Source organism: Pseudomonas sp. MF6394 (genome assembly GCF_002018845.1).
GTDB classification, from domain to species: domain Bacteria; phylum Pseudomonadota; class Gammaproteobacteria; order Pseudomonadales; family Pseudomonadaceae; genus Aquipseudomonas; species Aquipseudomonas lactis.
Genome location: NZ_MVOJ01000038.1, coordinates 12,407 through 37,111 on the forward strand (window position 1 = coordinate 12,407; position 24,705 = coordinate 37,111).

Genomic DNA, 24,705 nt, shown 5'->3' on the forward strand with positions numbered 1-24,705 from the left:
GTGGGAATATTTCAGTGCGCGCCGTGCAACATTCAAGACTTGCCATAAACTGGCAAGGTCAAAATCAGGCCAGGGACCGCTCAATGATTAACGCCAAACTGCTGCAAATGGTCGTCAATGCGTCCAACGACGGGATCGTCGTTGCCGAACGCGAAGGCAAAGACAAACCGCTGATCTACGTCAACCCGGCCTTCGAACGGCTGACCGGCTATACCCTCGACGAGATCCTGTATCAGGACTGCCGCTTCCTGCAGTCGGGCGACCGCGACCAACCGGCCTTGATCGCCATTCGTGACGCGCTCGACAGCGGCGGCGCCTGCAGGGAGATCCTGCGCAACTTTCGCAAGGACGGCACGCCTTTCTGGAACGAGCTATCGCTTTCCACCGTGTACAACGAGGTCGACAAGCAAACCTATTTCGTCGGCGTGCAGAAAGACGTCACTACTCAAGTCAAGGCACAACAGCGTGTCGCCCAACTGGAAGCCCAGCTGGCCGAGCTCAAGAGCGAGCTCGCGGCACTCAAGGCGACGAGTGGATTTAACAAACTGTAAAAAACGCGGTCTTTAGAGCGATAATGGCTTTTTAATGCCTCAGCCTTGAGCTAGATCAATGCAACGCGACACGCTATTGACGCAGGACGAACTGGATTTTATCCAGGACATGCAGCACAACCCGCAGCTCAACCTGCGGGATGCATGGTCGAGCCTGACGGTTAATGGCGGGGCACAGATTCGCGATTTGCTCACGCGGCTAGCGGCTCACGACCAAGTCACCATCCAGGCGCAGTTCGACAACCAGCAACTCACCTTCCCGTTGCACCTGGTGGAAGATGAGTTTCACGCTGTGCATTTGCGCCTGGGCGTACCGAGCATTTTTGAAGACGGGCCGATGATCCGCCCGTGGCGCCTGGCCCTTGAAACGCCGGTGGCGCTGGAAAACATCAAGGGCTACTCCAGCGCGTTGTGGGTGCACGAAGTGTCATTCAAAGGTGTGTTGGTAGAAGTGCGTGGCCGGGTCAAACCGCCGAAGACCTTTTCCCTGTGGTTCAGCCCTTCCGGCTACGAGCGCATCGCCCTGCGCGGCACGCTGGAGCGCGAAACCGCCCGAGGCTTGTTCGCTTATCGCCTGAGCCAGAGCGATGCCGATGAGATCGAACGGCTACGCCAGTTCATCCTGCACCAACACCGCCTGGTGCATCCGCACGTTCACGCCTGAGACTCGGGCCCCAGATGGCCGCTGAGCAGTTGCTGCAAGCGGCGCGGCATCAAGCGTCCGTCATTGCCCAGGCAACCAATCGACGAACCGTCCAGGCTGTGCTCTGCCAGGTCCGACGCTTCTCCAGCCAGTAACAACGGGCAATCGAGGGTGAAGGCCAGGCGATTGAGCCGCGACGCCAACTCTGTGCCAGGGGCGTGGTTGGAAAACAGCACCAAGGCTTGCGGTCGGGTGCGCTCGCAGATCAGCGTCAATTCATCCAGTGGCTGGCCAACGCCCAGGACCTTGACCGCCAGCTTCTCGCTCGACATCAACAAGCCCGCCACCAGTAACTCCAGCTCACGGCACTCTCCGGCAATGGCTGACAGCAACACCCTGGGCACGGGTGAGGCACAGGCCATTTGCAGACAGCGTGCGACGCGCGAGCGCAGGAAGTTATCGAAGAACAGCCACTCGCTGGCTTGGCCAAAGCGGCCTTGGTGACGTAACAACTGCTGCCACAGCGGGACCAAAATGTCCTGGAACACCACGGTCGTCGAATAGACGCTGAAGATCTGGCCATACAACCGGTCGAGCTCACGATCATCAAAAGCACTGATGGCCAGCCGCAGTTGCGCCTGCCACTGGCGCCACTCCAGTTCGGTATCGCTGCGTGACGCCGTGGCCGGTTCGTTGGCCTGTGGGTCGCGCGCCAAAAGCTTGCCGACTTTGCTCACCGCCACGCCCCGCTCGATCCAGTCGAGGATGCGGTGCACGGTGTCGATATCGGTGCTTGAGTAAAGCCTGTGCCCACTTTCGGTGCGTAAAGGCTGGATCAAACCGTAGCGACGCTCCCACGCACGCAACGTCACCGGGTTCACACCCGTGAGTCTTGCCACTTCACGAATCGGAAACAGCCCCTCGCAGTCAGTGTGGCTGTCGGGTGTCGTTTCGCGAAGAGGCGCAGTGATTTCGGGCATCAGCGGTCTAAAAACTTGTATGAATTTGAACACCATTTAACGCCGATTGAACTGCATGATTCAAGATCTACGGCGATCCATCCGAAGTTTCTGGCGTATTTGGGCAAATCCGGAATAATCCTTGCCTGTTCTTTTGCGTCGCTGCACCACCCCGCAGCTTCGTCCGTGCACAGCCTACCCGGCTCGGCGCACTTGCTGATTTGGAGATATACGATGTCTACCTCACCCGTCACCTTGATGGTTGCGCGCCGCGTGGCCAAGGGTCGCTACGAAGAGTTGATGGCCTGGCTGCGCGAAGGCGAGCAATTGGCGACTGACTTCCCCGGTTACCTGGGTTCCGGCGTGCTGGCCCCGCCGCCTCATGATGATGAGTTCCAGATCATCTTCCGCTTTGCCGATGAAAAAACCCTGCATGCGTGGGAATTCTCAGCCTCGCGCGGCGCGTGGCTAAGCCGTGGCAGCGAGCTGTTTGCCGACCCGTCGGAGCACCGTGTCAGCGGTATCGATGGCTGGTTTGGCGCAGTAGGTGCCCGCCCGCCACGCTGGAAACAGGCCGTGGCCATCTGGCTGGCATTTTTCCCGGTATCGCTGCTGTTCAACTTCGGCCTGGGCTCGCTGCTCAATGAGCTGGACCTGTTCAGCCGTGTACTGGTGAGCACCGCTGCCCTGACCCCGCTGATGGTTTACCTTTTTATACCGCTGTCGACCCACCTGCTGGCGAACTGGCTGCACCCCTCGCCCCCTCGCAAGGTCACCGAAGCCGCCGCTTGAGTACAGGGAGGCCGGGGCGCTGGTATAGTTTGAGCCTGCCAGCGACTTGAGCCTCCCATGAATGCAACCAACGCTCCGATCCTGATCACCGGTGCCAGCCAGCGTGTCGGCCTGCATTGCGCCGAGCGCCTGCTGGATGAGGGCCAATCGGTGATGTTCAGCTACCGCAGCGAACGCCCCGGCGTGCAGGCGCTGCGTGAGCGAGGCGCCATCGGCGTGTTTGCCGACTTCTCCAGCGAAGCCGGCGTGCTGGCTTTCATTGGCGCAGTGAAAACCCATACCCAAAGCTTGCGCGCAATCATCCACAACGCTTCAGCCTGGGTCGCGGAAACTCCGGGCGACGAAAGCCGTGCCTTTATCGACATGTTCAGCGTGCACATGCTTGCGCCGTACCTGATCAACCTGCATTGTTCACCTTTGCTGCAACGTTCGACACCCGCCGATATCGTGCATATCAGCGATGACGTGGTGCGCAAGGGCAGCCGGCAGCACATCGCCTATTGCGCCACCAAAGCCGGGCTCGACAGCCTCACGTTATCGTTTGCCGCGCAGTTTGCGCCGCTGATCAAGGTCAACGGCATCGCCCCGGCGATGGTGATGTTCAACGAAGGCGATGACGCAACCTATCGCGCCAAGGTCCTGGCCAAGTCGGCCCTGGGCATCGAGCCCGGGCCCGAGGTGATCTACCAGAGCGTGCGTTACCTGCTGGACAACCCCTATGTCACCGGTACCACCCTGACCGTCAACGGTGGGCGGCATATCAAGTAAGCCGTTTTTGAGGATGTTGTATGACCTTATCCCTGCCCCACCACTATCGCGAAATCCTCAAGGGCCTGGGCGAAGACCCGCAGCGCGAGGGCCTGCTCGATACGCCCAAGCGTGCCGCCAAGGCCATGCAGTACCTGTGTCATGGCTATGAGCAGAACCTGGAAGAAATCGTCAACGGCGCGCTGTTTGCGTCGGACAATGACGAGATGGTGATCCTCAAGGACATCGAGTTGTATTCGTTGTGCGAGCATCACCTGCTGCCCTTTATCGGCAAGGCCCATGTGGCCTATATTCCGACCGGCAAGGTGCTGGGCCTGTCAAAACTGGCGCGCATTGTCGACATGTTCGCCCGACGCCTGCAGATCCAGGAAAACCTCACGCGGCAAATCGCCGACGCCATCCAGGACGTGACCCAGGCCGCCGGCGTGGCGGTGGTGATCGAAGCCAAGCACATGTGCATGATGATGCGCGGCGTAGAGAAACAGAATTCAACCATGAACACCTCGGTGATGCTCGGCGCCTTTCGCGAGTCGAACACCACCCGCATGGAGTTCCTGCAACTGATTGGACGGAGCAAGTAGCAATGCCACAACTTCAACCAGGCATGGCGCGTATCCGGGTCAAGGACCTGTGCCTGCGCACCTTTATCGGCATCAACGAGGACGAAATCCTCAACAAGCAGGATGTGCTGATCAACCTGACCATCCTGTATGCCGCCCAGGAAGCCGTACGTGACAACGACATCGACCACGCCCTGAACTACCGCACCATCACCAAGGCCATCATCGCTCACGTCGAAGGCAATCGCTTTGCCCTGCTGGAGCGCCTGACCCAGGAACTGCTGGACCTGGTGATGAGCAACGAATCGGTGCTGTACGCCGAAGTCGAAGTAGACAAACCCCACGCGCTGCGTTTTGCCGAGTCGGTTTCGATCACTCTGGCCGCCAGCCGCTGATAGCAAGTGAGCCCTATGAACGACCAACAACGCCTCGAACTCGAAGCCGCCGCCTTTCGCCGACTGGTAGCCCACCTGGACAGCCGCAAGGATGTGCAGAACATCGACCTGATGAACCTTGCCGGCTTCTGCCGCAACTGCCTGTCCAAGTGGTACAAGGCCGAAGCCGACGAGCGCCAGATCGAGCTCAGCCTCGATGACGCCCGTGAAGTGGTGTACGGCATGCCGTACGCCGAGTGGAAAGCCCAATACCAGCAAGAAGCCAACGCCGACCAACAGGCCGCGTTTGCCAAAGGCAACCCCCAGGGTTAGGCGCTAAGCCCTCACGACGTGGGGCCAGCCCGCGGGAAAAACCAGGAAAGCAAAAGCATGCAGATTCAAACCTTTGATACTGCGGATGTGGATCAGCAACTGGCGATTTCCGGCTGGCAGGAGCACTACCAGCAAATGTCCCCAGGGTATTTTCGGGGCAAAGTTGTGTACATGCAGTTGGACGGCATCGAGGTGTATGAAGAGCAGATGAACACGCGGCTGGAGCAGCATTTCCATGCGCCCGCCGGTTCATTGGTCTTCAGTTTTGATACCAGTGACGGATCGCTGTACCTGCTCAACGAGGACAGTCAGAACACCTGGGTCACCCCGCAAAACTATAAAGAAGTCGCGGTGGTGATCGGCCCTCAATACCTCAAGCAACTTGATTGCCTGAATCTGAGCAGCCTGGATGGCATGCTCCTCACCCCACTGGTTTCCCGGCAGAGCCAGGTTTTTGGCCACTGGTTGAGCAGCACGCTTCAACGGTTGGCCGTGGGGCAATCCCCGGTGCCTGAAGAAGGGCTGGCACAACAGCTGGTCGACGATTGCCTGTATATCCTCGATTGCCCGAGCCAGACGCCGGACCTGGCAAGCCTGAAACACCGAGCCCATGACCGCCGTCTTATCCAACGGGTTTTCGACCTGGTCATGGCCAGCCCGCAAGAACACTTCAATGTGTTGCAACTGGCCAACGGCGCGGGGGTGTCTGTTCGTCAGTTGCAACAACGCTTCACGTCTTCTATCGGTGTATCACCCAGCCAATGGCAGCGGTTACGCCGATTGAACTTTGCCCGCCGCGACTTACTGCGCAAGGTGCCCGCAGAGACGACCGTGGCGGAAGTCGCCATGCGCTGGTCATTCTGGCACCTGGGCCGTTTCTCCCAGGCCTATTACCAGCTCTTTGGTGAACTCCCCAGCCGCACACTCTCGCGTCCCCGCTGAATCGGCCCCCAAGCGCTTGCGCACCAAAATGATGCGCGCACGCAAGCGTAAATCGGATAGAGGCCAGCCTTCTTGCGCCCGCATTATCGACTTCAAACAAGGAACCGTGCGTTCGCCGGCCACTGTGCCGCGTCGCTAAAACCTCAATAGAACAAAACCAATAAAAAGGACCTTTGAATGAAGCGATTGACTCCCTGTGTTCTGGCCGCGATGTTAACGGTCCCCTCCCTGCAGGCCATGGCAGCAGCCGATCTGGTATTCACCAATGGCAAGGTTTTCACCGGTGTCCCCGGCCAAGCGCTGGCTCAAGCGGTGGCGGTGGAAAACGGAAAAATCCTCGAAGTCGGCAGCGATGCGCAGATCAATGCCCTCGCCGATGCCAACACTCAACGGTTCGACCTTGCGGGCAAGGTGTTGATGCCCGGCATGATTGATACTCACAGCCATCCGGTGTCTGCGGGCCTCGCGAGCCTGGGTGCCAACTTGCTGGATGAAGAAAAGCCATTGCCCGAGCTTGAGCAATGGATCATCGAGCAAGATAAGGCAGGCCGGGCCAGATCCGGGGACGTCATCTTAATTGCCGGCACCAGCTCGGCCTATTGGGATAAAAGCCGCGAACTGGGCAAGATCTTCAACCACGGCCGCTGGGCCGACCAACCGCTGGTGCTCAGTGGCATCGACGGCCACACCGGCTGGGCCAACAACGCCATGCTCAAGCGTGTGAAAGTCGATGCAGCACTGGTAAAAGGCCTGCCTGCGACCGAGCGTGACTACATCGGTCACGAAAACGACTTCACCCCCACCGGTTATTTTGCCGAGTCTCGCTGGGATCAGGTGCGCAATAAGGTTCCTGCACCGAGCAAAGAGATCATGCTCAAGGCCGCTCGCGAAGCGGTGAAGGTCAATAATGGTTATGGCGTCACCGCGTGGATGGATGCGGCATCAAACGCCGGCAATGGCGACTCGCTGTTCGACTTCACCGCCACGGAGCAGAGCTACGGCGTGCTGCCGTTCTACCGCGAACTGGCCGAGAAGGGCGAACTCAGTGCCCACGTCGCGGCCTTGATGCTGACCAACTCCAAAAGCAAGCCGGCCGACCTGGAAGTCGTGGCCAAGGTGATGAAAAAATTCGAGGGCGTGCCCAACCTGACATTCCCCGGCATCAAGATCTTTGCTGACGGCATCATGGAGTTTCCAGGGCAGACCGCAGCGGTCATCGCCCCCTACAAAAACACTAATAAACGCGGTCAGTTGCTGATCGATCCGAAGCATTTCGGTGAGTTGGTGGTGGCTGCGGAAAAGCGCGGCTGGATCATGCATGTGCACGCGGACGGTGACCGCGCCGTACGTGAAGCCCTCAATGGCTTCGATTATGCGCGCCGCCTCAACCCGACGCCTGTGGCCCATAGCCTCGCCCACTTGCAAGTGGTCGATCCAGAAGACTTCCCTCGCTTCAAGCAACTGGGGGTCATTGCCTCCATGCAATTGCTGTGGGCCACCAGCGAGAGTTACACCGAAGAACTGGTCAAGCCTTACATCAGTACGTCTGCCTACGATCACCTGTACCCCGCCAAATCCCTGCATGACGCGGGTGCAACCATCGCGGGCGGCAGTGACTGGCCCGTCTCTGGCCCCAACCCGTGGAATGCCATTGCTCAGGCCAGCACGCGTAAAGGCCCATTGGGGGTGCTTAACGCCAAGGAAAGCCTTGATCGCCAGACCATGTTCTACGCCTACACCCTCAACGCCGCTAAAACCCTTCGCCTGGATCAACAGATCGGCTCTTTGGAACCCGGTAAGCAGGCTGACCTGATCGTCCTTGATCGCGATGTGTTCAAGGTCAGCGACGACGAGCTATTCGAGACCAAGGTCCTGAACACCTTCTTCTCCGGCAAACAGATCTGACCCACTCGCTCAATATTACGCAAACACCTGACGCCGCTCCCAGAGCGGCGCTGGGCACGGTCGCGCCTGGAATAACTCACACACTCATAACAATAAGAGACTCCTATGAACGCACTTTCCGTCTTCACGCTTGCAGCGCTCGCCTTGACGCCCCTGATCAACGCTCAAGCCGTCGAGCTCAACGACAGCTTCGAACTCATCATCAACCCCGCGCTGGTCAGCGACTATCGCACCAGTGGCATCTCGCAAACCCTGGGTGACCCTGCCGCACAACTGGGGATTACCCTCAACCACGCCAGTGGTTTGTACGCCGGCGTCTGGACCTCGAATGTCGACTTTGGCAATGGCTCCAAAACGCGCCAGGAAATCGAATATTTCGCCGGCTATTTTTGGCAAATCCATGACCGCATCAGCCTGGACACTTTCTACACGCAGTATGAGTACCCGCGCCAAAGCGATTACAACCAGGGCGAACTCAAGACTGTCCTGGATGTTTACGGCGTTCTGCTCGGCGGCAAATACGTGCGCAACATGAAAGGCCCTGACTACGAGGATGAACATGGCGAGTTCCACAAGGGTAAACAAGACGAGGACCTGTCATCGTGGTTCATCGGTTACCACACCGTGCTGCCCGCAGAGGTCGGCCTGGAAGCTCGCTATGAATACGTCGACTACAAAGACGATGTATTTTTCAGTAACAACGGCAACGGCCGTGCCGATTATCACAACTGGGAAATCAAGCTCAGCCGCGAGTTGGTCGGCGTTAACTGGTCGCTGAGCTATATCGACACCGACCTCTCGAAAGCCGAATGCACCAGTTTTACCGGCTTCGACAACCTGTGCAGCGCAACAATAGTGGCCGGCGCAAGCAAGACGTTCTAACCCGCCCGTCAGCTTGCATGTGGTTCGAAATAACCTTGAAAAAGTTACTATAGGTAATCTCACCTACACCCGTTAAGAAAGAGCCAGAACCGATGACTGATTTGAATACCCTGCGCGCCAGCCTCAACAGCGGCGAACATGTCTTTGCCGACACCCTGGCCTTTATCGCCGCCGGTTACGACTACCAACCGCAAGCCTTCACCAACGGCAGTGTGGAAAATGCCGCCGGGCAAAATGAAGGGTCGTGCAAGACCTTGGGTCTGGCGCTGCTGGAAGGGCTAAGTGATCAGGAAGCACTGCTGGCGTTTGGTGAGCATTACCGGTCGGTGGTAGCCACTCCGGACGGCAGTGACCATGGCAATATTCGGGCGTTGATTGCCCATGGGTTGGCCGCAGTAAAATTTGCTGAACAGCCTCTGACCCGCCGCTGATTTCATCGTCGACCCCGCTCAATGTGGGAGCCGGGCGTGCCCTGATGCCTGTAGGAGCGAGCTTGCTCGCGAAAAACTCAAAGGCGCCGCGCTCATTCAGCAAGCACGCGTTATCGTTGACGTTTTTCGCGAGCAAGCTCGCTCCTACAGAAAGCGATGACCGCTTAACTGACCGGTAACCACGATGCGAAGCGAGTCGCTCTTGATCTTGATCTTAGGCGCCCCGTCAAACCACGCTGGCCGGAATTCGACAGGGATTTGGGGGGTAAACCGGCAGGGATGCCGGTTTAGCCGCCCCGCGCCATGGATGGCGCGTGGCGGCGGCCCCCCGAATCACTGGCGGATTACGGGCACACCGAGCCCAAGCGAGGTGCCGAGTTGTGGGGCAAGAGCGTTTTGCTTACTTTGCCGCTTTTGCAAAGTGAGCCGCCGTCAGGGCGGAACTTTAGGGGGCCGTTACCGCAGGAATGGATATATACACAATCCAGCTGTGTTGACTGCCAGACCGCCTTCGCGAGCAAGCCCGCTCCCACAGTTTGATTGCGAGGTGTCAGGTAGATTGGCGTCGGCTGTTAGGCCGCCTTCGCAGGCAAGCCAGCTCCCACATTTGTTTTACTGTGTGGGCTGGATCGCAGACATAAAAAAGCCGGCTTCGCAGCCGGCTTTTTTGAGTCAACGGGTTTAGAACGAAGCGTCCTTCAAACCGTCGAGGTAACGCTCGGCATCCAGGGCCGCCATGCAACCAGCGCCGGCCGAGGTGATGGCCTGGCGGTAGACGTGGTCTGCCACGTCGCCGGCAGCGAAGATACCTTCGATGTTGGTCGCAGTCGCATTGCCTTCACGGCCGCCCTGCACCACCAGGTACCCGTCCTTGGCTTCCAGCACGCCTTCGAACAGCGAGGTGTTCGGGGTGTGGCCGATGGCGATGAACACACCGTCGACTTTCAGCTCGTCGAAGCTGCCGTCGTTGTTTTTCAGGCGCGCACCGGTCACGCCCATGTTGTCGCCCAGGACTTCATCCAGGGTGGCGTTGAGCTTGAGGATGATCTTGCCTTCAGCGACACGGGCGTGCAGCTTGTCGATCAGGATTTTCTCGGCGCGGAAGGTCTCGCGGCGGTGAACCAGGGTCACGGTGCTGGCGATGTTGGCCAGGTACAGCGCCTCTTCCACGGCAGTGTTGCCACCGCCGACCACGGCAACCGGCTTGTTGCGGTAGAAGAAACCATCGCAGGTGGCGCAGGCCGAAACGCCCTTGCCCATGAACGCTTCTTCCGACGGCAGGCCCAGGTATCGAGCACTGGCGCCGGTGGCGATGATCAGCGCGTCGCAGGTGTACACACCGCTGTCACCGGTCAGGCTGTAAGGCTTTTTCGAGAAGTCGACCTTGTTGATATGGTCGAAGACGATCTCGGTTTCAAAGCGCTCGGCGTGCTCTTTCATACGCTCCATCAGCACCGGGCCGGTCAAGCCGTGCACATCGCCCGGCCAGTTGTCGACTTCAGTAGTGGTGGTCAACTGACCGCCCGCCTGCATGCCGGTGATCAGCAGCGGCTTTAGATTGGCCCGGGCAGCGTAGACAGCGGCGCTGTAACCGGCAGGGCCGGAACCGAGAATAATCACTCGGGAATGACGGGTATCTGACATGACTCACTCCTACCGACCGCCCAGACCACAGGGCAGCGGGAATAAAAAAGGACGGCGAAGCACTTGGGGAAGGCTTTAACTCGCCAGGTCCTGAAAAATAATGGGTGCAGCGTATCGAGGGGGGCAAGATTAAGGAAATACGCATTAACAATCCAGCTCATAGGTGTTCTCTATGCGCGCATTCAAGTTAATCGACCCCTTTGTAACCCTGGATGTCGCCTACCTGCCCACGCTTTCACATCAGGAGCAAAGCCGGTAAGGTCGGCGCGTTCGCCATTTTGCTCGGAGTACTCCATGCCCGCCCCTGCTCTTTCCGGCCCGCAATACCTGCGTGAAGGCCTCAAACTGGTGTTGAGCCCTGGCCTGCGCCTGTTCGTGTTGCTGCCGTTGGCGATCAACCTGGTGTTGTTCGTCGGGTTGATCTATTTCGCCGGCCATCAGTTCAGCCTGTGGGTCGATAGCTTGATGCCAACGCTGCCCCACTGGCTAGGCTTTTTGAATTACCTGTTGTGGCCGCTGTTTGTGGTGCTGGTGGTGCTGATGGTGTTTTTCACCTTCACCATGCTCGCCAATATCATCGCCGCGCCGTTCAACGGGTTTCTCGCCGAGAAGGTTGAGGTCGTGGTACGTGGCACCGATGACTTCCCGCCGTTCAGTTGGGCTGAACTGGCCGCCATGGTCCCACGCACCCTGGCGCGGGAGATGCGCAAGCTGGGTTACTTCCTGCCACGTGCCATCGGCCTGTTTATCCTGTCGTTCATCCCGGTGGTCAACCTGATCGCGGCGCCGCTGTGGCTGCTGTTTGGCGTGTGGATGATGGCGATCCAGTACATCGACTACCCGGCCGATAACCACAAGCTGGGCTGGAACGAGATGCTCGCGTGGCTGCGCCAGAAGCGCTGGCAGAGCATGAGCTTTGGCGGCATTGTTTACCTGGTGCTGCTGGTGCCGGTGGTCAACCTGTTAATGATGCCAGCGGCGGTGGCCGGCGCGACGTTGTTCTGGGTGCGTGAACAAGGCGCCGAAACGATGGCGCAGCAAGCGGTGGCCAAGTCATAAATCCATCATCGCACTGACACAATGGCGACATGGCCCACGCCGACACTGTGGGTCATGACGACAGCCTCGCTTCACATCACCCTCATTACCGAAACCTTCCCGCCGGAGATCAACGGGGTGGCCAATACCCTTGGCCGCCTGTGCGAAGGTTTGCGCTCACGCGGCCATCAGGTCGAGCTGGTACGCCCACGCCAGAGTGCCGACCAAAGCCGCCCCAGCGACGATGAACTGCTGCTGTGCCGCGGCTGGCCACTGCCCGGCTATCCAGGCCTGCAATGGGGCCAATCGTCAATGCGCAAGTTACTGCGCCGCTGGACGCGCCAGCGCCCCGATGTGCTGTATATCGCCACCGAAGGGCCGCTGGGGCTTTCGGCGTTGCGCGCCGCGCGGCGCCTGGGCATCAGCGTGGTCAGCGGCTTTCATACCAATTTCCAGCAGTATTCGAACCAGTATGGCTTGAGCCTGTTGAGCCGCGTGGTCACCCATTACCTGCGCTGGTTTCATAACCGCTCGAGCCTGACCCTGGTGCCAAGCGCCAGTCAGCGCCTGGAGTTGGAGCGTCGACATTTCGAGCGTCTGGGCATGTTGTCGCGGGGGGTGGACAGCCATCTGTTCCATCCAGCCAAACGCAATAATGCCTTGCGTGATGATTGGGGCTTGGCGAACGACGATATTGCCGTCCTGCATGTGGGACGCCTGGCCCAGGAGAAGAACCTGGGGCTGCTCAAGCGCTGCTTTGAGGCATTGCAAGCTACCTACCCAAGGCGGCGCATGAAGCTGATTATCGTCGGTGATGGTCCCCAACGTTCGTCATTGGAACGTGACTTGCCCGATGCGGTGTTCTGCGGAGCTCAACGCGGCGAGGAGTTGGCAAAGCATTACGCCTCAGGGGATTTGTTCCTGTTCCCAAGCCTGACCGAAACCTTCGGCAATGTGGTACTTGAAGCGATGGCTTCAGGCCTGGGCGTGGTGGCTTATGATCAAGCAGCCGCAAGCCAGCATCTGCGTCATGGCTATAGCGGCGCACTGGCAATGCCTGGGGATGAAAACGCGTTTTGCGATGCGGCCATCTGGCTGCTGGAGGAGCGCGAAACGCTACGCAGAGCGCGCTTGAACGCCCGACAACATGCCAGCCGTCAGGGCTGGCCGGCGATTATCGAGCAATTCGAGCGCCAGTTGCGTGGGGTATGCGAGGACAGTCAGCGAGTGCCTGCCCTCTCACCGCTCACACCAGGGTCATCAACGCCTCACGACTGAAGGGCAAGATGTCGCCCTCACGCCCTTCGCGCACCTTCACGGCCCAATCCGGGTCCACCAGCAACGCACGGCCCACGGCTACAAGGTCGAACTCATCGTTGTTCAGGCGCTCCAGCAGTTTCTCCAGGCTGGCAGGCTGGGCGACCTTGTCGGTGTTGACCATGAACTGCAGGAACTCGCCATCCAGGCCCACGCTGCCCACGGTGATGGTTGGCTTACCGGTAAGCTGACGCGTCCAGCCGGCCAGGTTGAGGTCGGAGCCTTCAAATTCCGGCTCCCAGAAACGGCGAGTGGAGCAGTGAAAAATATCCACGCCAGCGTCAGCCAGTGGCTTGAGGAACTCACCCAACGCTTCAGGGGTTTGTACCAGGCGCGCGGTGTAGTCCTGCTGCTTCCACTGGGAGAAACGCAAGATGATCGGAAAGTCCGGGCCGACAGCGGCGCGGGTCGCCTGGATCAGTTCAATGGCAAAGCGCGAACGGTTGGCCAGGCTGCCACCGTATTCGTCGGTGCGCTGGTTGCTGCCTTCCCAGAAAAACTGGTCGACGAGGTAGCCGTGGGCACCGTGGATTTCCACGCCGTCCATGCCGATCGCCTGGGCATCCTTGGCGGCCTGGGCGAAGGCGTTGATCACGTCCTTGATGTCTTGCTTGGTCATGCCGTGCACAACGACATTGCCGTCCTTGAGCTTTTCCATCGGGCCATAAGCCGGCACGCTGGCGTCAGGCTCGGTGCCGATACGGCGCACACTGCCCACATGCCACAGCTGCGGGACAATCTTTGCGCCTTCGGCGTGGACCGCATCGACCACTTTCTTCCAGCCGGCCAACGCGGCTTCGCCGTAGAAATGCGGCACGTTGGGGTAGCCGTTGGAGGCTGGGTGATCGACCACGGTGCCTTCAGTGATGATCAAGCCCACACCGGCAGCGGCACGGCGGCGGTAGTACTCGATGACGTTGGAGTTGGGTACGCCACCTGGGGAGAACGAACGGGTCATGGGCGCCATGACCACGCGGGTCGACAGTTGCAATGCACCGAGCTGGAAGGGTTTGAACAAGGCTTGGACGGGCATGGAACGCTCCACGGCAAAGAAATTTATGACGTGGATAATATGCAGACCACAGCGCCACTCATAGCACTATTGATCTAAATGATTAAGGTACAGAAGCACCCGAATACCTGTAGGAGCGAGCTTGCTCGCGAAGCACCCGAGGACGCCACGTACTTAAGGAAGGACGCGTTATCGTTGGCGTTTTTCGCGAGCAAGCTCGCTCCTACAGTAGATTGGAGTCAGCTCAGGGCTTTTTCGATCGCCTGGATGATGGAGGGATCGTCAGGGGACGTACGGGGTGAGAAGCGCGCAAGTACGCGGCCATCTTTACCTAACAGGAATTTCTCGAAGTTCCAGGTGATATCCCCGGGGAATTCAGCGCCCTCGCCCGCCAGCAAGCGGTACAACTGGTGCCGATCAGGGCCGTTGACCTCGATCTTGCTGCCCAGTGGAAAAGTCACGCCGTAGTTCAGGCTACAGAACTCGCTGATTTCTTCCTCGCTGCCCGGTTCCTGACCGGCAAACTGGTTGCAGGGCAGGCCAAGCACGGTAAACCCTTGGTCCTTGTACTGCTCGTAGAGGTTCTCCAACGCCGCGTATTGCGGGGTCAAACCACATTTGGACGCCACATTGACCACCAGCACGACTTGGCCCTTGAAAGGCGCCAGCGGTAGCGCTCGTCCGTCCAAGGCTTTGAGTTTCAGATCGTGGAAAGCACTCATGACGAACTCCAGATATCCCATGTTCTTTGCATTGCAGCCCTTCGGAGCTTACAACCGGCAAAGCTGCAATCATAGACGCCAGTGACGAAACTCGCCTGCAGGTTACTGAGCGGTCGGCCAGGGCAGAATAGGAATCGCCGTCACCGCATTCTGCGGGCTGCCTTCGATCAGGCGGTCGCTGTAGACCAGATACACCAGGGTGTTGCGCTTCTTGTCGAGGAAACGCACGACCTGCATGGTCTTGAACACCAGGGAGGTGCGCTCCTTGAACACTTCGTCGCCGTCCTTGAGCTCACCCTTGAAGTGGATCGGGCCCACCTGGCGGCAGGCGATCGAGGCTTCGGCACGGTCTTCGGCCAGGCCCAGGCCGCCCTTTACGCCGCCGGTCTTGGCGCGGGACAGGTAGCACGTCACGCCATCGACCTTGGGGTCGTCAAACGCTTCGACCACAATCCGATCGTTGGGGCCGACGAACTTGAACACCGTCGACACCTGGCCGACCTCTTCGGCCGAGGCCAGCAGCGGCATGGCCAACAGCAGGCCGAGCAATCCCTTCATCACGCGCATCGTGTATTTCCTATGGTTAGACCAGGATCAGGTTGTCGCGGTGAACCAGTTCCGGTTCTGCCATATAACCCAAGAGTCCGACAATGGCGTCGGAGGGTTGTCCAATAATCTTCTGTGCTTCCAGGGCGCTGTAGTTGGCCAGGCCGCGCGCAATCTCGCGACCGTCTGGGGCGACGCACACCACCATTTCGCCACGACGGAAGCTGCCCTGCACCAACTTCACACCCACCGGCAACAAGCTCTTGTTGCCCTGAGACAACGCCGCCACTGCGCCTGCGTCCAGCACCAGGGTGCCACGGGTTTGCAGATGACCGGCCAGCCATTGCTTGCGCGCCGCCAGCATGCCGCGCTCCGGCGACAGCAACGTACCGATGCGCTCACCGGCCTTGAGGCGATCGAGCACGCGCTCCAGGCGCCCGCCGACGATGATGGTGTGGGCCCCCGAACGCGCGGCCAGGCGCGCAGCGCGCAGCTTGGTCTGCATGCCACCGCGACCCAGGGCACCGCCGACACTGCCGGCGACCGCATCCAGCGCCGGGTCGTCGGCGCGGGCTTCGTAGATAAGCTGGGCATCGGGGTTGTTGCGCGGGTCGGCGTCGAACATGCCATCGCGGTCGGTGAGGATCACCAGCAGGTCGGCCTCTACCAGATTGGCCACCAGGGCGGCCAGGGTGTCGTTGTCACCGAAGCGGATTTCGTCGGTGACCACGGTGTCGTTCTCGTTGATGACCGGGATGACCTTGAGCTCCACCAGCGCGCGCAAGGTGCTGCGGGCGTTGAGGTAGCGCTTGCGGTCGGACAGGTCGTCGTGGGTCAGCAGCACCTGCGCCGTGTGGCGGCCGTGCTCGGCAAAGCTGGATTCCCAGGCTTGCACCAGGCCCATCTGGCCGATGGCGGCGGCGGCTTGCAGTTCGTGCATCGCGCTGGGTCGCGCGGTCCAGCCGAGGCGGCTCATCCCGGCGGCAACCGCTCCGGACGACACCAGCACCAACTCAACGCCTGCTTCATGCAAGGCCACCATCTGATCGACCCAGACGCTCATGGCTGCGCGATCCAGACCTTTGCCATCCGCCGTCAACAGCGCACTGCCGATTTTCACGACCCAGCGCTGCGCACCTGTCACTTTGCTCCGCATCATCTTCAACCTTAGAGTGAGGGCCGCGCGACCCAGCGCTGCCCATAACGTTATACCCGGATACCAAAACGCCGCTCCAGGGAGCGGCGTTCAAGTTTATCGCAACGGATCAGTCACGCACGTAAATGATTTCCGGACCGTCTTCATCATCCACGTCTTCTTCGTCCCAATCATCGTCACCGATGTCGTGGACCGACTTCACGCCGCTGCGGCGCAGGGCACGCTGGTCGTCCAGAGCCTGCAACTGGGCACGGGCTTCGTCTTCGATCTGCTGGTCGAGCTCGGCGAGTTCGGCCTTGTACACCGGGTCGGCCGCCAGGCGGTCAGCACGGTCTTCCAGGTAACGCATGATGTCGCGGGTCAGGCGCTCGGTGCCTTCTTTGGCGATGGCCGAGATGACGTAGACCGGACCTTCCCACTCCAGGCGATCAACGATCTCCTTGACGCGCTCTTCGTGCTCTTCTTCCAGGATCTGGTCGCACTTGTTCAGTACCAACCAGCGATCGCGCTCGGCCAGGGCCGGGCTGAACTTGGTCAGCTCGCTGACGATGACTTCGGCGGCATCGGCGGCACTGGTGTCATCCAGCGGTGCCATGTCGACGAGGTGCAGCAGCAAACGGGTGCGGGACAAGTGCTTGAGGAAGCGGATACCCAGGCCTGCGCCGTCGGAAGCGCCTTCGATCAAGCCGGGAATGTCGGCAACCACGAAGCTTTTCCAGCGGTCTACGCTGACCACGCCCAGGTTTGGCACCAGGGTCGTGAACGGGTAGTCGGCGACTTTCGGCTTGGCAGCCGATACCGAGCGGATGAAGGTACTTTTACCCGCGTTCGGCAGGCCCAGCAGGCCCACGTCCGCCAGTACTTTCATTTCCAGCTTGAGGTCACGCTGCTCGCCTGGCTTGCCCGGCGTGGTCTGGCGCGGTGCGCGGTTGGTACTGGACTTGAATCGGGTGTTACCCAGACCGTGCCAGCCGCCCTGCACAACCATCAGTTTCTGGCCGGCCTTGGTCAGGTCGCCAATCACTTCCTGGGTCGCGGAGTCGATGATCGTGGTGCCGACCGGTACGCGCAGTACCAGGTCTTCACCTTTTTTACCGGTGCAGTCGGTGCTGCCGCCGTTGGAGCCACGCTCGGCATCGAAGTGCCGGGTGTAACGGTAGTCGACCAGGGTGTTGAGGTTCTCGTCGGCCATCATGTAGATGGAACCGCCGTCACCGCCGTCACCGCCGTTCGGGCCACCGTTTTCGATGAATTTTTCGCGACGGAAACTCATGCAACCGTTACCGCCGTCGCCTGCTTTTACTCGGATGGAAACTTCATCAACGAACTTCATAACAAAACGCCTCTCGCCGCATGGACGAGCTTAAGAAACCAAGACATAAGACTCTTGCAAAAATGAGCGCAGCGACCTCAATCAGCGACCGCAAACCAGCGCCTGAGCTCATCACAGACAGCTTTGCAAGAGACTCACTCCACAAACGAAAAAGCCCCGTCGCAAGACAGGGCTTTTCCAGCGATCTCGCAATTAAGCTGCGACAACGCTCACGTAACGGCGGTTGAACGCGCCCTTTACTTCGAACTTGATCACGCCTTCGATTTTAGCGAAGAGGGTGTGATCTTTACCCATGCCAACACCGTAACCGGCGTGGAATTGGGTGCCGCGCTGACGCACGATGATGTTGCCCGGAATGATTTTCTGGCCGCCATACATCTTCACGCCAAGGCGTTTGGCTTCTGAGTCGCGACCGTTACGGGTACTACCACCAGCTTTTTTGTGTGCCATGAGTCAATTCTCCTAGTGAGGAATTAGGCTGAAATTAAGCCTGAATACCGGTGATTTTGATCTCGGTGTACCACTGGCGGTGGCCCATACGCTTCATGTGGTGCTTACGACGACGGAACTTGATGATGCGGACTTTATCGTGACGACCTTGGGAGATCACTTCAGCCACAACGGTAGCGCCAGCAACAACTGGAGCGCCGATGTTCACGTCATCGCCATTGGCGACCAACAGAACGCGATCAAAAGTAACGGATTCGCCAGTAGCGACTTCCAGTTTCTCGATCTTCAGGTATTCACCTGGGGCGACTTTGTATTGCTTGCCACCAGTAACAATTACTGCGTACGACATGGTATTTCTCCGATAATCCTGCTCACCCAGCGCTTTATAAGAAGAGGTATTGGCTGGCATGGCTGCATGGGATGGACGTCCCGAATGCAATTGCGTAAGGCAGGTGCTGCCCAGGAAGTTCAGGGTGCGCGATTGTACGCAAGGTAAAGAGGTGTTGCAAGGGGCCGTCTATCGCGCCTTGACACTGCGGGGTGAGGGTCCTAGCATGCCGCGCAACCCTTCTGGAGCGACTGTCGCTGATGCAACCCCAAGCTTTCTACCGCGCGGTCGCGGACGATTTTAGCGCCGTCGACGGCATCATCAAGCAGCAGCTGACGTCTAAAGTGCCGCTGGTCTCCAAAATTGGCGACTACATTACGTCGGCGGGCGGCAAACGCCTGCGTCCTTTATTAGTGTTGCTGTGTGGCAAGGCCCTGGGCCGTCAAGGCGACGACCTGCGCCTGCTGGCCGCCACCATCGAATTTCTGCACACCGCCACCCTGCTGCATGACGACGTGGTCGACATGTCCGGCATGCGCCGTGGTCGCGAGACCGCAAACGCCATGTGGGGCAATGCGCCCAGCGTGTTGGTGGGCGACTTCCTGTATTCGCGTTCGTTCGAAATGATGGTCGAGCTGGGCTCGATGCCCGTGATGAAGATTCTTTCACAGGCCACACGCATCATCGCCGAAGGCGAAGTGTTGCAGTTGTCCAAAGTCCGCGACGCCAGCACCACCGAAGAAACCTATATGGAAGTGATTCGCGGCAAAACCGCGATGCTCTTCGAAGCCTCTACCCACAGTGCCGCCGCGCTGTGTGGCGCCACCGCCGAACAGGCCGAGGCGCTGCGCACGTTCGGTGATCACCTGGGCGTGGCGTTCCAACTGGTGGATGACCTGCTCGATTACAAGGGCGACGCCGAAACCCTGGGCAAGAACGTCGGTGACGACCTGGCCGAGGGCAAGCCGACCTTGCCGCTGATCTACACCATGCGCGAAGGCACGCCGGAACAGGCTGCCCTGGTGCGCAAGGCGATCCAGAAAGGCGGCATCGAAGACCTGGAAGCCATCCGTGCCGCTGTGGAAGCCTCGGGTTCCCTGGAGTACACCGCGCAACTGGCGCGTGACTACGTGGCGCGGGCGATCACATGCTTGGAAGCGCTGCCGGCCAGCGAATACCGGGATGCCCTGGTTGAGCTGAGTGAGTTTGCGGTCGCTCGTACTCACTGATTTCGCGCTGTTTAATGTGGGAGCTGGCTTGCCTGCGATGACTGTAGTGAACTCACTGCCGCTATCGCAGGCAAGCCAGCTCCCACATTAGGACGAGTCCAACCCCACCCGCGTTTAAAACCCTATATAATGTGCGACTTTTAGCCATCCCTGACTTTCTAGGAGCTTTAGTGAGCACGTTGCCTCCCTGCCCCAAATGCAATTCCGAATACACCTACGAAGACGGCGCCCAGCTGATCTGCCCGGAATGCGCCCATGAATGGTCCGCCACTGGCGAGGCCGAAGTGGTTGGCGATGAAACCGTGAAGAAAGACTCTGTGGGCAACGTCCTGCAGGACGGCGACACCATCACCGTGATCAAGGACCTCAAGGTCAAGGGCACTTCCCTGGTGGTCAAAGTCGGCACCAAGGTCAAGAACATCCGCCTGTGCGACGGCGACCACGACATCGATTGCAAGATCGACGGTATCGGCCCGATGAAGCTCAAGTCCGAGTTCGTGCGCAAAGTCTGATCCTGCTGCATTCCATCCCGCGCCCGCCGCGGGGTGGCGTTTTGCCCTCTGCGTTGATCGAACGCAATACCCACACAGAAAAAACCAGAAATTGCCAATAGACGCTTGCTATTCTACGAATAAGAATTATTCTCATTGAAACCCATCAAGGAGAACGACCATGACTTATTTGATAGATGCCTGGCTGGATCGCCCTCACCCTTACCTGCGAATCCTGCATCGGGAAACCGGTGAAGTCTGTGCGGTGCTTGAAGAAGAAGCGCTGAACGAGCTGCAGGACCAGGGCGATCTGGACGTCAATGGCCTGAGTTCCAGTGAGCCTGGGGTGCTGAAAGAAGTGGTGAGGAATCTGTTTCTGTTCTGCTATGCGCGAGCGTTGCGCCCGGCGACCGACTTGAATGGCAAGTTCCATCCATGAAGAAACTGGCAAATGCCTGTTGGGGCGAACGCGTTCGTCCCAACAGGTAACCAGCAGATTTTACAGAACGTCGAGCAGCTCGACGTCGAATACCAGAACGCTGTGCGGCGGGATGCTGCCAACGCCTTGAGCGCCGTAAGCCAGTTCGCTCGGCACGTACAGGCGCCATTTGCTGCCGGCATTCATCAGTTGCAGGGCTTCGGTCCAGCCGGCGATCACGCCGCCAACCGGGAATTCTGCAGGCTGGCCGCGCTCGTAGGAGCTGTCGAACACAGTGCCGTCGATCAGGGTGCCGTGGTAGTGAGTACGCACTTGGTCTTCACGGGTCGGCTTGGCGCCGGTACCGGCCGTCAGCACTTCAAATTGCAGGCCGGAAGCCAGGGTGGTGATGCCATCACGCTTGGCGTTTTCCGCCAGGAAGGCCAGGCCAGCGCCTGCTGCAGCTTCAGCCTTGGCAGCGGCTTCGGCTTGCATGATTTCACGGATCACTTTGAAGCTGGCCGCCATTTGCTCTTGGTCAACACGGCTAGGCTTGCCTGCGAACGCGTCGGTCAGGCCGGCCAGGATCGCGTCCAGGCTGACGCCCGGTGGCGGGTTGTCGCGCAGTTGGTCGCCCAACTGACGGCCGATACCGTAGCTGACGCGGGTTTCGTCGGTGGACAGATTAACTTCGGACATGAAGAGGCTCCGCTGTAGGACGCCACGGTTTCCCGCGCCGCCCAGAACTAAAAGGGCCCGCAGACTAGCACACAGGAGCGGGCCGTGATCAGCCCCACCCCGGCTTTGCCGTAGCGCGCCAGCGACCCTTCGTCGACGACCAATAAAAGTATTTCAGAATCATCCTTTCCCGCCGATACAGCCCTACACATCTTGGCTGGCTCAAACAAAAACACACCGTCCAGCAGACAGACATCACTCTTCAAGGGGCTTTCGATGAACAGCTGGTTCGGTAACATCAGTGTCAATCTCAAACTCGGCCTGGGCTTCGGCCTGGTGTTGGTCCTCACTTCAGTCCTGGCGCTCACGGGCTGGACCAGCCTGGGCGGCTTGATCGACCGTAGCAATTGGATGAGCGACATCACTCAGCTCAACGCCTCGTTGACCAAACTGCGTATCGTGCGCTTGCAATACATGCTGGCCAATGGCGACGAGGCCGTGGCGCAGAACGTGCAGACCAGCCTCGATGCCTTCGCCGCCCAACAACAGAAGCTGCTGGACAGCTTCAAGAGCCCGGAAAACCTCAAGCTGCTCAATGAGCAGAAAGACGTGATTACCGCTTACCGCCAGTCCCTGAACAAAATGCGCGAGGCCTATCGCAATGGCAACGCTGCGCGCGATGTCATGGGCGCCAAGGCCGACATCGCCAACGCACAAATCAATGCGCTGGAAACCAGCGTGCAGCAGTCACCCGACAGCCCGGAACGCTTCACGCAGTTTGTGGCCGTGACCCAGGCCAAGAACGAATTCCTGCAGGCTCGCTACGAAGTGCGCGGCTATACCAATAGCCCCAACGCAGAAACCGAAGCGCGCGCTGCTACACAGCTGGAGAAAGCTGTGGCGGGTTTGAAAGGCCTCAGCGTTGCCTTCGGTACTGGCCAGCAAAGCGCATTGTCCTCGCTGGAAACCGCCCTCGTTGCTTATCGCAGTGCGGTGCAGAGCTACAAAGCGGCCAACGCCAATATCGTCACCGCCCGTGCCGAAATGACCACCCAGGGCGCCGACATCGTGACAATCAGCGACAAGCTGTACGACATCCAACTGGAACGTCGCGACGCTGAAAGCACCCAGGCCCGCAGCCTGCAGTTGATCAGCACCTTACTGGCCCTGTTGGTCGGCGTGATTGCCGCGTGGGTGATCACGCGCCAGATCACCCGTCCGATCCAGGAGACGCTGGCCGTGGTGGAACGCATCGCTTCGGGCGACCTGAGCCACAATATCCAAGTGACCCGTCGTGATGAACTGGGCGTGTTGCAGCAAGGCATCCAGCGCATGGGCACCACCTTGCGCGAGCTGATCAGCGGCATCCGCGACGGCGTCACTCAGATCGCCAGCGCCGCCGAAGAGTTGTCAGCCGTGACCGAGCAAACCAGCGCCGGCGTGAACAGCCAGAAGATCGAGACCGATCAGGTCGCCACCGCGATGCATGAAATGACTGCCACTGTGCAGGAAGTTGCGCGTAATGCCGAGCAAGCTTCCCAAGCCGCTTCCGACGCTGACGGCCAGGCCCGCGAAGGCGATAAAGTGGTGGCCGAAGCCATCGCCCAGATCGAACGCCTGGCGGCCGAAGTAGCGCGCTCCACCGACGCCATGACGCACCTGCAACAAGAGAGCAACAAGATCGGCAGCGTGATGGACGTGATCAAGGCCGTGGCCGAACAGACCAACCTGCTGGCCCTCAACGCCGCCATTGAAGCTGCGCGTGCAGGGGAAGCCGGCCGTGGCTTTGCCGTGGTCGCCGACGAAGTACGCGGCCTGGCGCAGCGTACACAGAAATCCACCGAGGAAATCGAAGGCCTGGTGGCAGGCTTGCAGAACGGCACCCAACAAGTCGCCAGCGTGATGAACAACAGCCGCAGCCTGACCGACAGTAGCGTCGAACTGACGCGCAAGGCCGGGGTATCCTTGGAAAACATCACCCGCACCGTGTCGAATATCCAGTCGATGAACCAGCAGATTGCCGCGGCCGCCGAACAGCAAAGCGCCGTGGCCGAAGAGATCAGCCGCAGTATCGTGAATGTGCGGGACGTGTCCGAGCAGACCGCGACTGCCAGTGATGAGACGGCCAAGTCGAGCGTGGAACTGGCACGGTTGGGCAGCCAGTTGCAGCAGATGGTCAGTCATTTCCGGGTGTAAAACACCAAAAAGCCGCCTCGGCCTGAACCGAGGCGGCTCCAACTTTTCAGACCTTAACGGTCATCGAAGCTGTCCCGCAGAAACTTCCATACGTGATAAGCACGTAGGCAGTTCACTGCGAGGCTCCATGTACGTCGTGCAAACTTAGACATACTCGGCCCTCCGTGAGTTGGGCCTTACCTCCAGCGCACTTACCGGAACATGTGAGCCTTTGGATGCACGTCAGTGCTCCTGTGAGGCGGCTGGGTTTATGGTCCTCCCGCATGAATCCGGCACGGATTACTAGCCCGTGGCGGTCGGTCCAAAATTTGCGCGCTAACCCAGTCAACCTACTTCACGATGTACCCAGAACGAGAGCGATACTAGCTCAGCACTCTGCACCAAGGTGTGACAAACACCACTCAGTTCGCCTTAAAAGTTGTTGCTGTTTTTTGCAGATTTAACTAATAAAAAAGATGTGTACTGCGGTGGAAAACCGCTTGTCGTCGAGTGTTGCATAAGGCCCTAAAGCAACAGTAGTATCGGTACCACGTCAGTGCTCCTGTGAAGCCGCAACCCCAGCCACTAACTGGGTTTGCAAAAAAAACCGCCCTACTAAGGCGGTTTTTTATTGCCCGCAATTTGCCACTCAGCCCTCGCTGTCCTCAACAAACACCAACCGATTCCCAAACGGATCGCGGATGCTCATTTCCCGCGTCCCCCAGGGCGCATCTTCAACCCCAGGCTTGGCATAACGGTACGCTTTGCCCAGCAACTGCTGCTGATACGCATCGACTCCTTGGGCCAGGATCCGCACGGCCGCCCCTGGCGAAGCATCGCCATGATGCTCGGACAAATGCAGCACACACTCCCCCAGCGACACTTGCAGGTACAACGGAAAATTCGCCTCGAAGCGATGCTGCCAATCAACCTTGAACCCCAGAAAATCGACGTAGAACTCCAACGCCTTGGCCTCGTCGAAAATCCGCAGGATGGGGGTGACTTTTCCTAAGTGCATGGCAACAGCT

27 protein-coding genes and 2 pseudogenes are annotated in these 24,705 nt (G+C 59.2%); 18 read left to right on the top strand and 11 right to left on the bottom strand.

What is annotated here, in order from left to right:
• Nucleotides 1–83 precede the first annotated feature (83 nt).
• Both MF6394_RS28245 and MF6394_RS28250 read left to right on the top strand, forming a co-directional pair.
• Entirely contained in the window at nucleotides 84–551 is a 468-nt protein-coding gene (locus MF6394_RS28245) for a PAS domain-containing protein (protein ID WP_047711753.1), read from the top strand.
• A gap of 58 nt (nucleotides 552–609) precedes the next feature.
• Nucleotides 610–1,215 (top strand): hypothetical protein, encoded by a 606-nt coding sequence (locus MF6394_RS28250; protein WP_020302026.1) that lies wholly within the window; start codon nucleotides 610–612, stop codon nucleotides 1,213–1,215.
• On the opposite strand, the gene MF6394_RS28255 is transcribed toward MF6394_RS28250, so the two are convergent.
• Complete coding sequence (locus MF6394_RS28255; protein ID WP_078468035.1) at nucleotides 1,206–2,174, bottom strand: MerR family transcriptional regulator; 969 nt, start codon at nucleotides 2,172–2,174, stop codon at nucleotides 1,206–1,208. The two genes, MF6394_RS28250 and MF6394_RS28255, sit on opposite strands and share 10 nt — an antisense overlap.
• 213 nt (nucleotides 2,175–2,387) lie before the next feature.
• Here MF6394_RS28255 and MF6394_RS28260 point away from each other — a divergent pair, with 213 nt between their 5' ends.
• From MF6394_RS28260 to MF6394_RS28300, 9 genes are all read left to right on the top strand, one after another.
• Entirely contained in the window at nucleotides 2,388–2,945 is a 558-nt protein-coding gene (locus MF6394_RS28260; protein WP_057710535.1) for a hypothetical protein, read from the top strand.
• 57 nt (nucleotides 2,946–3,002) lie between these two features.
• Complete coding sequence (gene folM, locus MF6394_RS28265; RefSeq protein ID WP_047711756.1) at nucleotides 3,003–3,713, top strand: dihydromonapterin reductase; 711 nt, start codon at nucleotides 3,003–3,005, stop codon at nucleotides 3,711–3,713.
• A gap of 20 nt (nucleotides 3,714–3,733) precedes the next feature.
• Nucleotides 3,734–4,294, top strand: coding sequence for a GTP cyclohydrolase I FolE (folE, locus tag MF6394_RS28270; protein ID WP_003194072.1), 561 nt, complete (start codon nucleotides 3,734–3,736; stop codon nucleotides 4,292–4,294).
• 2 nt (nucleotides 4,295–4,296) lie between these two features.
• Nucleotides 4,297–4,668, top strand: coding sequence for a dihydroneopterin triphosphate 2'-epimerase (gene folX, locus MF6394_RS28275; protein ID WP_003194073.1), 372 nt, complete (start codon nucleotides 4,297–4,299; stop codon nucleotides 4,666–4,668).
• Between the two features lie 15 nt (nucleotides 4,669–4,683).
• Complete coding sequence (locus MF6394_RS28280; protein ID WP_056788738.1) at nucleotides 4,684–4,980, top strand: DUF1244 domain-containing protein; 297 nt, start codon at nucleotides 4,684–4,686, stop codon at nucleotides 4,978–4,980.
• Nucleotides 4,981–5,037: 57 nt separating this feature from the next.
• Complete coding sequence (locus tag MF6394_RS28285) at nucleotides 5,038–5,922, top strand: helix-turn-helix domain-containing protein (protein ID WP_078468014.1); 885 nt, start codon at nucleotides 5,038–5,040, stop codon at nucleotides 5,920–5,922.
• Nucleotides 5,923–6,099: 177 nt separating this feature from the next.
• The gene (locus MF6394_RS28290; protein ID WP_078468015.1) at nucleotides 6,100–7,827 is read left to right on the top strand and encodes an amidohydrolase; all 1,728 of its coding nucleotides are present in this window, start codon (nucleotides 6,100–6,102) and stop codon (nucleotides 7,825–7,827) included.
• A 105-nt stretch (nucleotides 7,828–7,932) separates the two neighbouring features.
• Nucleotides 7,933–8,709: a TorF family putative porin gene (locus tag MF6394_RS28295; protein WP_078468016.1), complete on the top strand. Its 777-nt coding sequence runs from the start codon at nucleotides 7,933–7,935 to the stop codon at nucleotides 8,707–8,709.
• Between the two features lie 92 nt (nucleotides 8,710–8,801).
• The gene (locus tag MF6394_RS28300; protein WP_044268381.1) at nucleotides 8,802–9,140 is read left to right on the top strand and encodes a HopJ type III effector protein; all 339 of its coding nucleotides are present in this window, start codon (nucleotides 8,802–8,804) and stop codon (nucleotides 9,138–9,140) included.
• A gap of 681 nt (nucleotides 9,141–9,821) precedes the next feature.
• Here the strand turns inward: MF6394_RS28300 and trxB are convergent.
• On the bottom strand, nucleotides 9,822–10,784 hold the full coding sequence (gene trxB, locus MF6394_RS28310) for a thioredoxin-disulfide reductase (RefSeq protein ID WP_003194076.1): 963 nt from the start codon (nucleotides 10,782–10,784) through the stop codon (nucleotides 9,822–9,824).
• 294 nt (nucleotides 10,785–11,078) lie between these two features.
• Here trxB and cysZ point away from each other — a divergent pair, with 294 nt between their 5' ends.
• A complete protein-coding gene (gene cysZ, locus MF6394_RS28320; protein WP_044274345.1) occupies nucleotides 11,079–11,843 on the top strand; it encodes a sulfate transporter CysZ in 765 nt (254 codons plus the stop codon).
• Nucleotides 11,844–11,897: 54 nt separating this feature from the next.
• On the top strand, nucleotides 11,898–13,100 hold the full coding sequence (locus MF6394_RS28325) for a glycosyltransferase family 4 protein (protein ID WP_069557789.1): 1,203 nt from the start codon (nucleotides 11,898–11,900) through the stop codon (nucleotides 13,098–13,100).
• Here MF6394_RS28325 and MF6394_RS28330 read toward each other — a convergent pair.
• The 7 genes from MF6394_RS28330 to rplU form a co-directional block, all read right to left on the bottom strand.
• On the bottom strand, nucleotides 13,069–14,172 hold the full coding sequence (locus MF6394_RS28330) for an NADH:flavin oxidoreductase (RefSeq protein ID WP_047711762.1): 1,104 nt from the start codon (nucleotides 14,170–14,172) through the stop codon (nucleotides 13,069–13,071). The genes MF6394_RS28325 and MF6394_RS28330 overlap by 32 nt on opposite strands.
• A gap of 218 nt (nucleotides 14,173–14,390) precedes the next feature.
• On the bottom strand, nucleotides 14,391–14,873 hold the full coding sequence (locus MF6394_RS28335; protein WP_044274351.1) for a glutathione peroxidase: 483 nt from the start codon (nucleotides 14,871–14,873) through the stop codon (nucleotides 14,391–14,393).
• Nucleotides 14,874–14,975: 102 nt separating this feature from the next.
• Entirely contained in the window at nucleotides 14,976–15,440 is a 465-nt protein-coding gene (locus MF6394_RS28340) for a CreA family protein (RefSeq protein ID WP_003194082.1), read from the bottom strand.
• 16 nt (nucleotides 15,441–15,456) lie between these two features.
• Nucleotides 15,457–16,575 carry a glutamate 5-kinase gene (gene proB / locus MF6394_RS28345; protein ID WP_078468019.1) on the bottom strand — a complete coding sequence of 373 codons (1,119 nt, stop codon included), beginning with the start codon at nucleotides 16,573–16,575 and terminating at the stop codon, nucleotides 15,457–15,459.
• Nucleotides 16,576–16,684: 109 nt separating this feature from the next.
• Nucleotides 16,685–17,908, bottom strand: coding sequence for an Obg family GTPase CgtA (cgtA, locus tag MF6394_RS28350; RefSeq protein WP_003194084.1), 1,224 nt, complete (start codon nucleotides 17,906–17,908; stop codon nucleotides 16,685–16,687).
• A 192-nt stretch (nucleotides 17,909–18,100) separates the two neighbouring features.
• Nucleotides 18,101–18,358, bottom strand: coding sequence for a 50S ribosomal protein L27 (gene rpmA / locus MF6394_RS28355; RefSeq protein ID WP_003176049.1), 258 nt, complete (start codon nucleotides 18,356–18,358; stop codon nucleotides 18,101–18,103).
• Nucleotides 18,359–18,392: 34 nt separating this feature from the next.
• The gene (gene rplU / locus MF6394_RS28360; protein WP_007950961.1) at nucleotides 18,393–18,707 is read right to left on the bottom strand and encodes a 50S ribosomal protein L21; all 315 of its coding nucleotides are present in this window, start codon (nucleotides 18,705–18,707) and stop codon (nucleotides 18,393–18,395) included.
• Nucleotides 18,708–18,946: 239 nt separating this feature from the next.
• Between rplU and MF6394_RS28365 the strand changes: the two genes are divergently transcribed.
• The 3 genes from MF6394_RS28365 to MF6394_RS28375 all read left to right on the top strand — a co-directional run bounded on the left by MF6394_RS28365 (nucleotide 18,947) and on the right by MF6394_RS28375 (nucleotide 20,845).
• Entirely contained in the window at nucleotides 18,947–19,915 is a 969-nt protein-coding gene (locus MF6394_RS28365) for a polyprenyl synthetase family protein (protein WP_003194086.1), read from the top strand.
• 170 nt (nucleotides 19,916–20,085) lie between these two features.
• Nucleotides 20,086–20,427, top strand: a complete 342-nt coding sequence (locus tag MF6394_RS28370) for a zinc ribbon domain-containing protein YjdM (RefSeq protein WP_003194087.1) — start codon at nucleotides 20,086–20,088, stop codon at nucleotides 20,425–20,427.
• A 160-nt stretch (nucleotides 20,428–20,587) separates the two neighbouring features.
• Nucleotides 20,588–20,845 (top strand): PA4570 family protein, encoded by a 258-nt coding sequence (locus MF6394_RS28375; RefSeq protein ID WP_005791321.1) that lies wholly within the window; start codon nucleotides 20,588–20,590, stop codon nucleotides 20,843–20,845.
• A 60-nt stretch (nucleotides 20,846–20,905) separates the two neighbouring features.
• On the opposite strand, the gene MF6394_RS28380 is transcribed toward MF6394_RS28375, so the two are convergent.
• Nucleotides 20,906–21,523 (bottom strand): FKBP-type peptidyl-prolyl cis-trans isomerase, encoded by a 618-nt coding sequence (locus tag MF6394_RS28380; protein ID WP_003194089.1) that lies wholly within the window; start codon nucleotides 21,521–21,523, stop codon nucleotides 20,906–20,908.
• 255 nt (nucleotides 21,524–21,778) lie between these two features.
• Here MF6394_RS28380 and MF6394_RS35270 point away from each other — a divergent pair.
• Nucleotides 21,779–22,795, top strand: a pseudogene (locus MF6394_RS35270) (methyl-accepting chemotaxis protein); the annotation flags it as partial.
• A 306-nt stretch (nucleotides 22,796–23,101) separates the two neighbouring features.
• Nucleotides 23,102–23,698 (top strand): annotated as a pseudogene (locus MF6394_RS35275) (methyl-accepting chemotaxis protein); the annotation flags it as partial.
• Nucleotides 23,699–24,326: 628 nt separating this feature from the next.
• On the opposite strand, the gene MF6394_RS28395 reads toward MF6394_RS35275, so the two are convergent.
• On the bottom strand, nucleotides 24,327–24,695 hold the full coding sequence (locus MF6394_RS28395) for a glyoxalase superfamily protein (protein WP_078468020.1): 369 nt from the start codon (nucleotides 24,693–24,695) through the stop codon (nucleotides 24,327–24,329).
• Nucleotides 24,696–24,705: the final 10 nt, after the last annotated feature.